At 64.7% G+C, this 13,053-nt stretch carries 10 protein-coding genes and 1 pseudogene; 9 read left to right on the top strand and 2 right to left on the bottom strand.

The genetic code is table 11. The annotated features are described in order from the left end of the window. The first annotated feature begins 69 nt into the window (after nt 1-69). Genes ACP2YO_RS32595 through ACP2YO_RS32585 form a run of 3 tightly spaced genes read left to right on the top strand, consistent with a single transcriptional unit; the run spans nt 70 to nt 4,167 of the window. Nucleotides 70-2,271 carry a glycogen debranching N-terminal domain-containing protein gene (locus tag ACP2YO_RS32595; protein ID WP_426435236.1) on the top strand — a complete coding sequence of 734 codons (2,202 nt, stop codon included), beginning with the start codon at nt 70-72 and terminating at the stop codon, nt 2,269-2,271. A 53-nt stretch (nt 2,272-2,324) separates the two neighbouring features. After that, nucleotides 2,325-2,843: a PRC-barrel domain-containing protein gene (locus ACP2YO_RS32590; protein WP_426435235.1), complete on the top strand. Its 519-nt coding sequence runs from the start codon at nt 2,325-2,327 to the stop codon at nt 2,841-2,843. A gap of 4 nt (nt 2,844-2,847) precedes the next feature. After that, nucleotides 2,848-4,167 (top strand): MFS transporter, encoded by a 1,320-nt coding sequence (locus tag ACP2YO_RS32585; RefSeq protein ID WP_426435234.1) that lies wholly within the window; start codon nt 2,848-2,850, stop codon nt 4,165-4,167. Between the two features lie 22 nt (nt 4,168-4,189). On the opposite strand, the gene ACP2YO_RS32580 is transcribed toward ACP2YO_RS32585, so the two are convergent. After that, a complete protein-coding gene (locus tag ACP2YO_RS32580; protein WP_426435233.1) occupies nt 4,190-4,648 on the bottom strand; it encodes an N-acetyltransferase family protein in 459 nt (152 codons plus the stop codon). A gap of 65 nt (nt 4,649-4,713) precedes the next feature. Next, a pseudogene (gene glgA / locus ACP2YO_RS32575) lies at nt 4,714-6,109 on the bottom strand (glycogen synthase GlgA). A gap of 200 nt (nt 6,110-6,309) precedes the next feature. On the opposite strand from glgA, the gene ACP2YO_RS32570 reads away from it, so the two are divergent. The 6 genes from ACP2YO_RS32570 (at nt 6,310) to ACP2YO_RS32545 (ending at nt 12,943) form a co-directional block, all read left to right on the top strand. Next, complete coding sequence (locus tag ACP2YO_RS32570) at nt 6,310-7,521, top strand: CaiB/BaiF CoA transferase family protein (protein WP_426435232.1); 1,212 nt, start codon at nt 6,310-6,312, stop codon at nt 7,519-7,521. Nucleotides 7,522-7,637: 116 nt separating this feature from the next. Then, nucleotides 7,638-9,179: an ABC transporter substrate-binding protein gene (locus ACP2YO_RS32565; protein ID WP_426435231.1), complete on the top strand. Its 1,542-nt coding sequence runs from the start codon at nt 7,638-7,640 to the stop codon at nt 9,177-9,179. A 6-nt stretch (nt 9,180-9,185) separates the two neighbouring features. Next, nucleotides 9,186-10,136 (top strand): ABC transporter permease, encoded by a 951-nt coding sequence (locus ACP2YO_RS32560; protein WP_426435230.1) that lies wholly within the window; start codon nt 9,186-9,188, stop codon nt 10,134-10,136. Continuing rightward, the gene (locus ACP2YO_RS32555) at nt 10,123-10,995 is read left to right on the top strand and encodes an ABC transporter permease (RefSeq protein ID WP_426435229.1); all 873 of its coding nucleotides are present in this window, start codon (nt 10,123-10,125) and stop codon (nt 10,993-10,995) included. The genes ACP2YO_RS32560 and ACP2YO_RS32555 overlap by 14 nt, the downstream gene beginning before the upstream one ends. Continuing rightward, nucleotides 10,992-11,978, top strand: a complete 987-nt coding sequence (locus ACP2YO_RS32550; protein WP_426435228.1) for an ABC transporter ATP-binding protein — start codon at nt 10,992-10,994, stop codon at nt 11,976-11,978. Before ACP2YO_RS32555 ends, ACP2YO_RS32550 begins: the two co-directional genes overlap by 4 nt. A gap of 8 nt (nt 11,979-11,986) precedes the next feature. Continuing rightward, nucleotides 11,987-12,943, top strand: a complete 957-nt coding sequence (locus ACP2YO_RS32545; RefSeq protein WP_426435227.1) for an ABC transporter ATP-binding protein — start codon at nt 11,987-11,989, stop codon at nt 12,941-12,943. Nucleotides 12,944-13,053 lie beyond the last annotated feature (110 nt).

Here is a 13,053-nt window from a genome sequence, read left to right as displayed (position 1 = left end):
CGGCGCGCAATCAAGCGTCCTTGCGTTCCATTGCGTTCGTCGCAGCAATAAAAGTCGCCCGAGGTCCAGATGGCAGCCGACGTCGTTACGCAGATCAGCGCTCGCATCGCCGAGCAGATCATCGTGGAATCGCCGTTCTACATTCCGATGACCGGGCCGGCGGCGCGGCCGCGGCGTTCGCTTAAGCACGACGACACCTTCATCGTGCTCGATAGCCACGGCGACATCGGCGCTTCGGCCGGCGGCCCCGACGGGCTGTTCAACGCCGATACGCGCTACCTTGCGCGGCTCGAAATGGTGCTGGAGGAGGTGCAGCCGCTGCTGCTCGGCTCCAACATGCGGGACGACAATTCGGCGTTGTCGGTCGACCTTACCAATTCCGACGTCTATCGTAACGGCCGCCTGGTGCTGCAGAAGGATACGCTGCACATCGTGCGCTCGATCTTCCTGTGGCGCGGCACTGCCTATCAGCGCATCGGCCTGCAGAATCACGGCGACTGTCCGGCGAGCTTTGATCTCACGCTGCTGTTCGACAACGACTTTGCCGATCTGTTCGAGGTGCGTGGTGAGCGCCGCCCGCGGCGCGGCGCGGCGACAAGCAAGCTCCTGGGGCCAACCGACGTGGTGCTGGAATATTCCGGCCTCGACGATCAATCGCGGATCACGGCGCTGCATTTCGATCCGCGGCCGACCCGGCTGTCGGTGAATGCGGCGACCTATCATTTCGATCTCGCGCCGGCGCAGGCCACCTCGTTGTTCGTCGCGGTGTCCTGCAACAAGCCGATCATGCAGAAGCCGGTGCCGTTCTTCCGCGGGCTGCTCGCCCATCGCCGCGAGATGCGGCAATCGACGGCCGGTGCGGCCAGCATCGAGACCTCCAACAACATCTTCAACGAGGTGCTGTGCCAGGCGATGGCCGACCTCAATATGCTGATGACCGAGACACCACAGGGCCGCTACCCCTATGCCGGCATCCCCTGGTACTCGACGACGTTCGGCCGTGACGGCCTGATCACCGCGATGCAGATGCTGTGGGTCGATCCGCGGATCGCCCGAGGCGTGCTGAAGCGGCTGGCCTTCTTCCAGGCGAAGACCGTCGACCCGCTTGCGGATGCTGCGCCGGGCAAGATCCTGCACGAGATGCGCGGCGGCGAGATGGCGGCGCTGCGCGAAGTTCCGTTCGCGCAATATTACGGCAGCGTCGATTCGACGCCGCTGTTCGTGCTGCTGGCCGGGCTCTATCTCGAGCGCACCGGCGACGAGGAGACGCTGCGCGAGCTGTGGCCCGCGGTCGAAGCCGGATTGCAATGGATCGATGGACCGGGCGATCCCGACCGCGACGGCTTCGTCGAGTATCAGCGCGCCACCGAGCAGGGTCTTCAGAATCAAGGCTGGAAGGATTCCTTCGACGCCATTTTCCATGCCGACGGACGGTTGGCCGAAGGATACATCGCACTGTGCGAAGTGCAGGGCTATGTGTTTGCCGGCAAGCGGCTCGCCGCGCGTGCGGCTGGGCGGCTTGGCATGCCCGAGAAAGCCGAGAAGCTGGAGGGCGAGGCCGAACGTCTGCGCGAGCGCTTCGAGGCGGCGTTCTGGTGCGAGGAGCTCGGCACCTATGCGCTGGCGCTCGACGGCGCCAAGCAACAGTGCAAGGTGCGCACGTCCAATGCCGGCCAGCTGCTGTTTTCCGGTATCGTGCGCCAGGACCGCGCGCGATTGGTCGCCGTCGACCTGATGAGCCAGAAGTTCTTTTCGGGCTGGGGCATCCGCACCGTCGCGGTCGGCGAAGCGCGCTACAATCCGATGTCCTATCATGACGGCTCGATCTGGCCGCACGACAATGCGCTGATCGCACTTGGTCTCGCCCGCTACGGCCTGAAGCATTCGGTGGCACATCTGTTCAAGGGGCTGTTCGACGCAGCGAGCTATATGGAGCTGCGGCGGTTGCCCGAGTTGTTTTGCGGCTTCCGCCGCGAGCGCCGGCGCGGTCCGGTGCTTTATCCGGTGGCCTGCGCGCCACAGGCCTGGGCGAGTGCAACGCCCTTCACCCTGCTGGAGGCCGCACTCGGACTCGAATTCGACACCGCACGCGGCGAGATCCGCCTGCGTGATCCGCATTTGCCGGAATTCCTCAACGAGGTGGTGTTGCGCGACCTGCGGCTCGGCGCCTCCAGCGTCGACCTGCGGCTGCGCCGCCATAACGGCGAAGTGTCGCTCGAAGTATTGCGCACGCGCGGGCAGATCCAGGTCTCGATCGTGTTGACGCATTAAGAACAGTCGCGCGGTCGCCTCGCGTGAGGTCAGGAACATCGTGGGAGAGTTTTATGCGTTCGAGAATCTTGTTCACGCTCGCCGCGGTGGCGTTGCTGGCGTCTGCCGTCGTCCGCGCAGCCGATGATACAGCGCCTCCACCGGCAAACGCCGCACCGAAGGAACAGGCCAAGGAACCTGCCAAGGAACCTGCCAAGGAAACTGCGAAGCAACCAGCGCCGCCGCCGTCCGTTACCGTGATCGGGGCCCGCGACGCGCACGGCATTCTCGGGCGCGACGTGGTAAGTGCGGCCAATGAGGATATGGGCCGTATCGTCGACGTCATCGTCGACCGCGACGGCAAGGTTCGCGCCGCGGTGATCGACTTTGGCGGGTTTCTCGGCGTCGGCAGCCGCAAGATCGTCGTTGACTGGAAGGCACTGCGCTTTGCCTGGGTTTCCAACAAGAGCGACAGCATCTCCCTGGATTTGACCAAGCAGCAGGTTAGCGCGGCGCCCGAATACAAGGAAGACACACCGCTGATCGTGCTGGGCGCGGCCGGAAGCCTCCACCCGTGGGACGACGAACATTAGGGGAATGAAGCTGGTCGCGCGTCCGAACCCCTTCGAGACGGTTGGCGACGGTCGTGGCAAGCGATCAGCCGGCGACACCAATGTTGTGCCCCTAGTTCTAGATCAACCCAAGCCGGAGGAGCCGCGCACGCCGTCGCGCGAAAGCCAGCACGGGCTCGACTGGTTCATCTTCTTCCTGGCCGACGTTCAGACCGGCTTCGGTCCGTTCGTCGCGGTCTATCTGACGACGCAGAAATGGACCCAGGTCGAGATCGGCTTCGTGCTCTCGATCGGCGGCGTCATCGGCTTGCTCGGTCAAATGCCGGGCGGCGCGATCGTCGATGCGGCGCGCTCCGAGCGGGTCGTCGCGGGGTTTGCGGTGGCCACCATCGGCGTCAGCGCGCTGGCCTATGCGCTGTGGCCGATCTTCCCGGTGGTGGCGCTGGCCGCGACATTTCATGCGCTCGCAAGCTGCGTGCTTGGTCCGGCGATCGCGGCGATCAGCCTCGGCTTGGTCGGGCCGCTTGCGATCGGAGAGAGGTTGGGGCGCAATGCGCGTTTCGCCTCGCTCGGCAACGGCTCGGCCGCGGCGCTGATGGGCGCCTGCGGCTACCTGCTGTCGAGCCGCTCGGTGTTCCTCGTCACCTTCATCCTTGCGATCCCGACGCTGCTATCGCTGTCGCGGATCCGCGAACGCGAGATCGACATCGCACAGGCCCATGGCGAGGTGAAGCGCGAACAGCCCGACAAGAAAGCAACCAGCGTCTGGAGCCTTGTGTGCCAGCGGACGCTGCTGATCTTTGCCGGCAGCGTGATGCTGTTCCAGCTCGGCAACGCCGCGATGCTGCCGCTGATGGCCGGCGTGGTCACGACGCGGTCGAGCCAGTGGGCGCCGGTCCTGATCGCCGCCTGCATCATCGTGCCTCAGGCGATCGTAGCACTTGCCTCGCCCTCGGTCGGCCGCAAGGCGCAGGCCTGGGGAAGGCGGCCGCTGCTGCTGATCGCGTTCGCCTCGCTCGTGATCCGCGGCCTGCTGTTTGCGACGGTGACCGATCCCTATCTCTTGGTCGCAGTGCAAGTCTTCGACGGCATCACCGCGGCGGTGTTCAGCGTGATGGTGCCGCTGGTGGTGGCCGACGTCGCCTTCGGCAGCGGCCATTTCAATCTGGCGCAGGGCATCGTCGGCACGGCAGTCGGTATCGGCGCCTCGCTCAGCACGATCCTGGCCGGCTATGTCAGCGACAAGCTCGGCAGCAGCACAGCTTTCATGGGGCTCGCCGGGGTCGCCGCGCTTGGGCTTATGATGATCTGGCTGGTGATGCCGGAGACGCGGCGGACGGCGTGAGGCGAACCGGACGGCGCAAACGTCAAAGCGTCAACTTGTAGCCCAGGTGGCTATCGACGAATCCCAGCCGGTCATAGAAGCGGTGGGCATCAGCGCGTGTCTTGTCGGTCGTCAACTGGACGAGATTGCAGCCTCGCGCTCTGCACTGGTCGATCGCCCACTCGAACATCTGCTGCCCAACACCCGATCCCCGGTGCGTTTCCGCGATTCTGACCGCCTCGATCTGTCCGCGCCAGGCGCCCTTGCGTGCCAGTCCGGGAATGAACGTGAGTTGAAGGGCGCCGATCACCTCATCGCCTGAGGTCGCGACCATCTGCAACTGGTTGGGATCGGCAAGGATGGCCTGGAACGCGTCGACATAGTGCGGGTTCAGCGGAGAGCTGACGTCCTCTCGCTGCTGGCCCAGAATATCGTTCGCCAGCAGAGCAACGATCGCCGGAAGATCGGCCGCTTCAGCTCGGCGGAAAGCAATGTGCGTCATTGAGCAGATCCTCACGGAGACAAGACCGTAGGTGTGATACAGGTCCTTGGTCTGTCAGGACAAGTCTACGCCGCCCGCGGCACGATCAGCCTCTTGTAGAGCGCGCTGTAGCAGGTGGCCGACAAATCCCAGCTGTAGGATTTGGCCATCGCGCTGCGGCGCATGGTATCGAGGCGATCCTTGGCGCGGTAGGCGTCGAACGCCCGCCGGACGCCGCCAAGGAAGGACTCGGCCGAGGGCTGCGAGAACAGGAAGCCGGTCTCGCCGTCGGTGATGGTCTCGGCAAGGCCACCGGTCTGGTGGCCGATCGGCAGCGAACCGAAGCGCTGCGCATACATCTGGCTCAGCCCGCAGGGTTCGAAGCGCGACGGCGTCAGGGTGAAATCGCTGCCGGCAAAAATCCGGCGCGCCTGTGTCGTTGAAGCCGATCACGACGCCGATCGCGTCCGGCCGGCGCCGGTGCGCGGCCACCAGCGCATCCTCGATCGCGGGCTCGCCGCTGCCGGTAACGACGATCTGTCCGCCGTCCCCGATGATCGCGTCGGCCGCCGACAGCACGAGGTCGACGCCCTTCTGGTGCACGAGGCGGGCGACCAGGCCGAAGATCGGTCCGCGCGAGAGCGCGAGCCCGAACTGCCTGCGGACGTAGTCGGCGTTGGCCTGTTTGCCTTGCCAGTCGCCGGCGCCGAAGTGTTTTGAAAGCTGCGCGCAGAAGCGCGGATCCCAGCTCTCGTCGATGCCGTTCAGGATGCCGGTGAGCTGGTCGGCGTCGGAGCGGACGCGCAGCAGGCCTTCGAGCCCGCAGCCGAGCTCGGTGGTCGTGATCTCCCTCGCATAGGTCGCGCTGACCGTGGTCAAATGCGAAGCGTAGACGAGCCCGCCCTTGAGAAAGGAGAGCTTGTCGTAGAATTCGAGTCCGTCGATGTGGAAGGAGCTTTCCGGTGCGCCGATCCGCCGCAGCGAGTCCCTCGGAAACAGGCCCTGATAGGCGAGGTTGTGGATGGTCAGTATCGATGGAATCTGCAGCCCCCGCCAGGCGAGGTAAGCCGGTGTGAGCGCCGCCTGCCAGTCATTGGCATGGACGAGGTCCGCTGCCCAATTCTTGTCCAAGGTCCCGGCTGCAAGTTCGGCAGCGGCTGAGGCAAAACGGCCGAAGCGGATGTCGTTGTCCGGCCAGTCGCGGCCCAACTCGTCGCCGTACGGATTGCCCGGCCGGTCGTAGAGTTGCGGGCACAACAGCACATAGACCGGCAGCCCGTCCTTGGTCGATGCGCGCCCGAGCGTGCAGGCCGGCATCTCGGCAAGCGGGGCGCATTGCCCAACAATTTCAATATGAGTGAACTGCTCGACCACGTCCCGGTAACCGGGAAGCATGATCCTGACGTCGCTCCATGGGCGTAAGGCCCGGGGAAGAGCCGCGGAAACAGCGGCAAGCCCGCCCACGCGGACAAAATCGTCCATCTCCGTCGTAACGAATAAGACCTTCAACAAGCGCCCTCGTTCCAGCCCGTGAAGAACTATGCAAGATTAGGTCCAGTTTGGTGCTGATTAAAATGCAAGACGGCCGGCGGCCCGGTCTGGACGAGACGCTTTCCTGTCCGTGCAGCTCACTCTAGGGTCGCGCGACATCGAGCAATGAAGAACCGCGCGTGGAGGAAGCCTTGGATACGACAATAGCCGGCAACGATGAGGGGAGTTTGACACGGAGTTTCGGCGGCCTTCGCGTGCTCGATTTTTCGACCACGATCGCCGGCCCTCATTGCACCCGGATGCTTGCTGACATGGGCGCCGAGGTGATCAAGATCGAAACCACCGAGGGCGAGACGATGCGGACCCGCCCGCCGGTCAGGAATAATTGCTCGACGGCCTTCGGCCAGCTCAATATCGGCAAGAAGAGTGTCGTGCTCGACCTGAAGTCGCCTGAAGGCGTCGAGGCGGTGCGCCGGCTGATCGCGACCGCGGATGTGCTGGTCGAGAATTTCCGTCCCGGCGTGATGCGGCGGCTGAAGCTCGACCATGCCTCCGTCAGGGACATCAATCCGAAGCTGATCTATTGCTCGATCTCGGGTTACGGCCAGACCGGACCGTCGGCGGAATTGCCGGCCTATGCACCGGTGATCCATGCCGCCTCCGGCTACGAAATGGCGCATCTCGCCTACCAGCCGGGCCGCAGCCGGCCGGACTATTGCGGCATCTACCACGCCGACGTGCTGACCGGGGTTTACGCATTCGGCGCGATCTCGGCTGCGCTCTATCAGTGCAGCGCCGGTGGCAAGGGGCAGCACATCGACGTCTCGATGCTGGAATCGATGCTGAGCCTGACCTTGAACGAACTGCAGTGGTCGCAATTCGAGGTGAAGCCGGCGCAGCGTCCGATGTTCGGGCCGATCGAAACCACCGACGGCTACGTGATGGTGGCGATCGCCAGCGAGAAGACGTTCCAGAGCCTGATGCAGGTGATCGACCATCCCGAATGGGTGTCCGATCCGCGCTTTGCAAGATATTCCGATCGGCGGGACAATTGGGCGAGCCTGATGGAGGGCGTCGAGGTCTGGTCACGTGCGATCAGCACGCAAGCCTGCCTTGCGGCGCTCAACGAATATGGCGTGCCGTCGTCGGCCTACCGCACCGTGCGCGAAGCGCTGGCCGATCCACAAATAGCCCATCGCGGCGGGCTGGCCGAGGTCGAGGACGGCGGCGGCAGCTTCAAGGTGCTCAATCTGCCGTTCCGGATGTCCGGCGCGACGGTTGCTGCCGGCAAACGGATGTCGACGCTCGGCGAGCATACGCTGTCCTATCTGAAGGAGATCGGCCTCTCCGAGAATGAGATCGCAGGTTTTGCCGCGCAATCGCCGAAAACGGCGCGCAGCTAACCTGCGGCCTTTCATCCTTGTTACGGTCTTGCCGCGCGCGGCGATTCCGGACAATGTGCCTGACATCACACGACGATCCGGAACACCGGACGCTGAGGACCTCGGAGGGAGCATCGATGAAGCCGGTCATCCGCGCGCAAGCGCTTGCGCGTTTATTTCTTGTCGCGGGATTTGCTTCGGCGGCATTCGCGATGCCCGCTAGCGCGCAGAAGTCGGGCGGCGCGCTCACCGTCGGCCAGGAACTGGACATTCCGGGCTTCGATCCCCTCAAGGTCGGCGTCTACGACACATCGGCCAATACTGCGGCGGCGGCGATCTTCGACACGCTGACCACGCTCGACGACAAGGGCGAACCGCAGCCGAAACTCGCATTGTCGTGGGTGCATTCCGACGACTTCAAGACCTGGACCATCAAGCTTCGCCCGAACGTCAAATTCAGCGACGGCACGCCATTCAATGCGCAGGCCGTGAAGGAGAATTTCGACCGCCAGAAGGATCCCGCCAACAAGTGCCGCTGCGCGTTCTACATCACCGCCATCACCAGCGTGGAGGTGGTCGATGATTTGACGGTGATCTATCATTTCAGCGACCCGTCGGTGAACTTCCCGGCGACGCAGTCGATTCAAAGCTCCAACAACGTCATGCAGTCCCCGACCGCATGGAAGACCAAGGGCGACGACTATAATCGCAACCCGGTCGGCACCGGTCCCTACATCCTGAAATCCTGGAATGCCGGCGACCGCATGGTGCTGGAGAAGAACCCGGACTACTGGGACAAGGGCAAGCCCTACCTCGACCGCATCGTCCTGAAGCCGCTGCCGGACGCGCAGTCGCGCTTTGCCTCGCTGCAATCGGGTGAAGCCGACATCATCTGGGACGACGAATACGACGCCGACAACATCCTCCGGGCTCAGAAGGATCCGAGCCTCGCCGTGCACACCTATGCCGGTTCGGGCGCGCAGGTTTATGCCTTCAACACCAAGGCTCCGCCGTTCGACGACGTCCGCGTGCGCCAGGCGCTGGTGATGGCGCTCGACCGCAAGAAGATGTCACAGGCGGTCACCAACGGTCTCGCGCGGCCGGCCACCAATCCCTATGGCGATGGCTCCTGGGTCAAATGCAAGGACGACGGCGCGCTGCCGGAGGACGTCGCCAAGGCCAAGGCGCTGCTCAAGGATTACGGCAAACCGGTTGATTTCAAGATGATCGTGTCCGCGACGCCGCGCGGACGTACCATCGGCCAGGTGCTGCAGCAATTCTGGAAACGGATCGGCGCCAACATGGAGATCGATCAGGTCGATCAGGCCACCATCGTGCCGCGCGCCTTCATGCGCCAGTTCCAGCTGACGCCGTGGCGCATCGTCGATCTTGCCGATCCCGATCCGCAGATGTACGCCAATTTCCACACCGGCAGCCCGGTGGCACTGGCGAACTTCTCCGACCCGGAGCTCGACCACCTGCTCGAGCACGCGCGCACCACCGCTGACGTCGCCAAGCGCACTGAGGACTATTGCGCGGCGAGCCGCCTGATCAACAAGGAGGCGATCTGGTTCTGGACCTTCCAGAACACCTACTACGCCATCTCGAGCGCGAAAGTGAAGGGCGTGCCGAAGATGTTCAACGGGGTGCTCGACGTCTCCGACGCCTGGAAGGAATAATCCTTCATGCTGTTCTTCGTCGCGCGAAGGCTGCTGTATCTTATACCGGTGCTGATGGCCGTCTCGGTGCTGACCTTCGTGATCGCCTCGCTGCTGCCGGGTGATCTTGCCTACGTGATCCTCGGCGATCAGGCGACGCCTGAGAACGTCGCGGCCTTGCGTCACGACATGGGGCTCGATCAGCCGCTCTGGCTACGCTATTTCGGCTGGCTCTGGCACATCCTGCAGGGCGACTTCGGCCGCTCGTTCCGCACCGGGCAGACCGTGCTGCAAGCCGTCAGCGAGCGCATTCCGGTGTCGTTCGAGCTGATGATCTTCGCCGAGCTGATCGGGCTTGCGATCGGCGTGCCGCTCGCGATCGCCTGCGCGGCCAGGGCCGGCAGCGCATTCGATCGTTTCATGACCGGATCCGCCTTCGGCATGCTATCGGTGCCGACCTTCCTGTCCGCGATCCTGCTGATCTATCTGTTCGCGGTCGAGCTGCGCTGGCTGCCCGCGACCGGCTATGTGCCGTTCACCGAAGACCCGTTCGCCAATCTGCGCTTCATGGTGCTGCCGGCGCTGACGCTCGCACTGGCGGAGTGGCCGGGCATCATGCGCGTGCTGCGCTCCGATATGATCGCGGCGCTGCAGGAGGATTATATCGCGCTCGCCAAGGCGAAGGGCCTGAAGGCGTCGCGCATCCTGTTCGTGCATGCGCTGAAGCCCTCGTCGCTGACGCTCGTCACCATCACCGGCATCAATATCGGCCGCCTGATCGGGGGTACCGTGATCGTCGAAACGATCTTCGCATTGCCCGGGATCGGCCGCCTTCTGGTCGGCGCGATCTACACCCGCGACCTCATCATCCTGCAGGGCGTCGTGCTGCTCGTTGCCGCCGGTTTCGTGATCATGAACTTCATCGTCGATTTGCTCTATGCCGTGCTCGACCCGAGGATCCGACATGGCCACGCTTGAGCTCAGCCTCGACGAGCAGACCGGTGCGCGGCCGGCACGGCGCGGGCGCCGGCTCGGAATGCTGTTCTGGTTTGCCATCGGCTGGATGGCGCTGGTGTTTGCGGTTGCGATCTTTGCCGATTTGCTGCCGCTGCCGAGCCCGACCGACATGGACATGCTGGAGCGGCGGGCGCCGTTCTCGGTCGAGCATTGGCTCGGCACTGACGGGCTCGGCCGGGACGAGCTGTCGCGGCTGATCTATGGCGCGCGGATCTCGCTGATCGTCGGTCTTTGCGCGCCGGTGATCGGGGTGACCTTCGGCGGCGCGCTCGGCATGCTCGCGGGCTATTTCCGTGGCCGTTTCGAATCCTTGGTGGTCGGCAGCATGGACGTGCTACTGGCATTTCCGCCGTTGATCCTGGCGCTGGCGGTGACCGCCTTCCTCGGACAATCGATCTTCAACCTGACCTGTATCCTCGGCGTGCTCGGTATTCCCGCCTTCATGCGGGTGGCGCGGGCCTCGACGCTGACGCTGGCGCGGCGCGAGTTCGTCATCGCCGCGCAGGCGCTCGGTGCCTCGCACGCGCGCATCCTGCTGCGCGAGCTATTACCGAACGTGCTGCTGCCGCTGCTCGCCTTCTTCCTGCTCGGCGTCGCCGTCACCATCGTGGTCGAGGGCGCGCTGTCTTTCCTCGGCCTCGGCGTCCCGCCGCCGATCTCGAGCTGGGGCAGCATGATCGGGGAGGGGCGTGAGAGCCTCGACGTGGCGCCGCGGCTCGCCTTCATCCCGGCCATTGCGATGTTCCTGACCGTGCTCGCCTTCAACCTGATCGGCGATACCCTGCGTGCATTCACCGATCCAAGGCAGGGCGCGCTGTGAGCGGCGTTCTGCTCTCGGTCGAGGACGCGGTGGTCGACCTGCCGACGTCGCGCGGCAATCTGCGGGCGGTCGATCACGTCGATCTCGCCGTCGGCGCTGGCAGGACGCTTGGCATCGTCGGCGAGTCCGGTTGCGGCAAGACCATGCTGTCGCGGACGATCCTGCAGCTTTTGCCGAAAAAGGCCCGGCTGTCCGGCCGCGTGATGTTCGACGGCCAGGATCTCCTGAAACTGCCGCCGGAGAAATTGCGCAAGTTGCGCGGCCGCTCGCTCGCGGTGGTGTTTCAGGACCCGATGACGTCGCTCAATCCGGTGCTGACGATCGGCACCCAGTTGATCGAGACCATCCAGGAGCATCTCGAACTCGATCTGGCCAAGGCAAAATCTCGCAGCATCGAGCTGCTTGCGGCCGTCGGCATCCCCGCGCCCGAGCAGCGGCTGGCGCAATATCCGCATCAGCTCTCCGGCGGCATGCGCCAGCGCGTGGCGATCGCGATCGCATTATCCTGCGAACCGAAGCTCTTGATCGCGGACGAGCCGACCACCGCGCTCGACGTCACGATCCAGGCCCAGATCCTCGATCTGCTGGCGCGCGAACAGCAGCGCCGCCACATGGCGATGATCATCATCACCCATGATCTCGGCGTGGTGGCCGGCCGCGCCGATGAGGTCGCGGTGATGTATGCGGGCCGGGTGGTCGAGCGTGCCCCGACCCCGGCGTTGTTCAAGCAGATGCGGATGCCCTACACCGAGGCGTTGCTCGCCGCGCTGCCAAAGCTTGACGCCGCGCCGCATACGCCGCTGCCGGCGATTTCGGGGCGCCCGCCCGATCCGACCCGGCCGCTCAAGGGCTGCTCGTTCTCGCCGCGCTGCCGCTATGCCGCCGACCGTTGCAGCGCGGAGAAGCCGCCGCTCCGCGCGGCCGAGACGCCGGAGCATCTCTACGCCTGCTTCCATCCGATCGCGGCGGGTGTCGGCGCATGATGCAACAGATGTCATCCGATCCGCTGTTGAAGGTCGAAAGCCTCGTCGTCGAATATTCGGTGGGCGGCAAGACGGTCCACGCGGTCTCCGATGTCAGTCTCGAGATCGCGCGCGGCGAGACGCTGGGACTGGTCGGCGAATCCGGCTGCGGCAAATCCACCCTCGGCCGCGCCGTGCTGCAGTTGCGCCAGGCGGTATCGGGCAAGGTGCTGTTCGACGGCCACGATCTCACCACCATGCAGGGCGATGCGCTGCGCAAGATGCGCCGACGCGTGCAACTGATCTTCCAGGACCCGATCGCCTCGCTCAATCCGCGGCGGCGGATCGGCGATATCGTTGCCGAGCCGCTGGTGATCTCGGGCGTCAAGGATCCGGGCAGGCGCAAGCAGATTGTCTCCGACGTGCTGTCGGCGGTCGGCCTTGATCCGGCGCTGGTCAGCGGACGGTTGCCGCATGAATTCTCCGGCGGTCAATGCCAGCGCATCTGCATCGCCCGCGCGCTGGTGCTCAATCCGGAATTCATCATCTGCGACGAGCCGGTCTCCGCGCTCGACGTCTCGATCCGCGCGCAGATCCTCAATCTGCTCGAAGAGATGAAGGCGCGCTACGGCCTGACCCTGTTGTTCATCGCTCACGATCTCGCCGTCGTGAAGGCGGTCAGCGACCGTGTCGCGGTGATGTATCTCGGCCGGCTCTGCGAGGTCGGACCATCCGAGCAGCTCTTCGCGAGGCCGGCGCATCCCTATACCGCGCTGCTGATCGAGGCGATCCCGGTACCCGATCCGGATGTCCGCCCTAACAGCAGCGTGCCGGTCGGCGAGCCGCCGTCGCCGATCGCGCCGCCATCGGGTTGTCGTTTCCGCACCCGTTGTCCGCGGGCGGACGCGCGCTGCGCGGACGAGGTGCCGGAACTGCGCATGGTTGCGCCGGGCCAACTCGCGGCTTGCCATCACCCGCTGATCTGAATATCGGGTGACGTGGCCGTCTTCGAGTGATGTGCATACCGCCTCGCTCGAAATACGGGTCTTGAGCGTTTGTCCTGAGCGGACGGGCGTGGCAAGCTCGACCGCAAGAA

Source organism: Bradyrhizobium genosp. P, assembly GCF_049949265.1.
Taxonomy (GTDB): domain Bacteria; phylum Pseudomonadota; class Alphaproteobacteria; order Rhizobiales; family Xanthobacteraceae; genus Bradyrhizobium.
Note: the sequence above shows the minus strand (reverse complement) of the source record. Positions and strands in the feature narration are given on the sequence as shown.

What these genes read in the sequence shown, in the direction of transcription:
- ACP2YO_RS32595 (WP_426435236.1), top strand. Translation starts at nt 70, where the DNA reads ATGGCAGCCGACGTCGTTACGCAGATCAGCGCTCGCATCGCCGAGCAG.
- ACP2YO_RS32590 (WP_426435235.1), top strand. Translation starts at nt 2,325, where the DNA reads ATGCGTTCGAGAATCTTGTTCACGCTCGCCGCGGTGGCGTTGCTGGCG.
- ACP2YO_RS32585 (WP_426435234.1), top strand. Translation starts at nt 2,848, where the DNA reads ATGAAGCTGGTCGCGCGTCCGAACCCCTTCGAGACGGTTGGCGACGGT.
- ACP2YO_RS32580 (WP_426435233.1), bottom strand. Translation starts at nt 4,648, where the DNA reads ATGACGCACATTGCTTTCCGCCGAGCTGAAGCGGCCGATCTTCCGGCG.
- ACP2YO_RS32565 (WP_426435231.1), top strand. Translation starts at nt 7,638, where the DNA reads ATGAAGCCGGTCATCCGCGCGCAAGCGCTTGCGCGTTTATTTCTTGTC.
- ACP2YO_RS32560 (WP_426435230.1), top strand. Translation starts at nt 9,186, where the DNA reads ATGCTGTTCTTCGTCGCGCGAAGGCTGCTGTATCTTATACCGGTGCTG.
- ACP2YO_RS32555 (WP_426435229.1), top strand. Translation starts at nt 10,123, where the DNA reads ATGGCCACGCTTGAGCTCAGCCTCGACGAGCAGACCGGTGCGCGGCCG.
- ACP2YO_RS32545 (WP_426435227.1), top strand. Translation starts at nt 11,987, where the DNA reads ATGTCATCCGATCCGCTGTTGAAGGTCGAAAGCCTCGTCGTCGAATAT.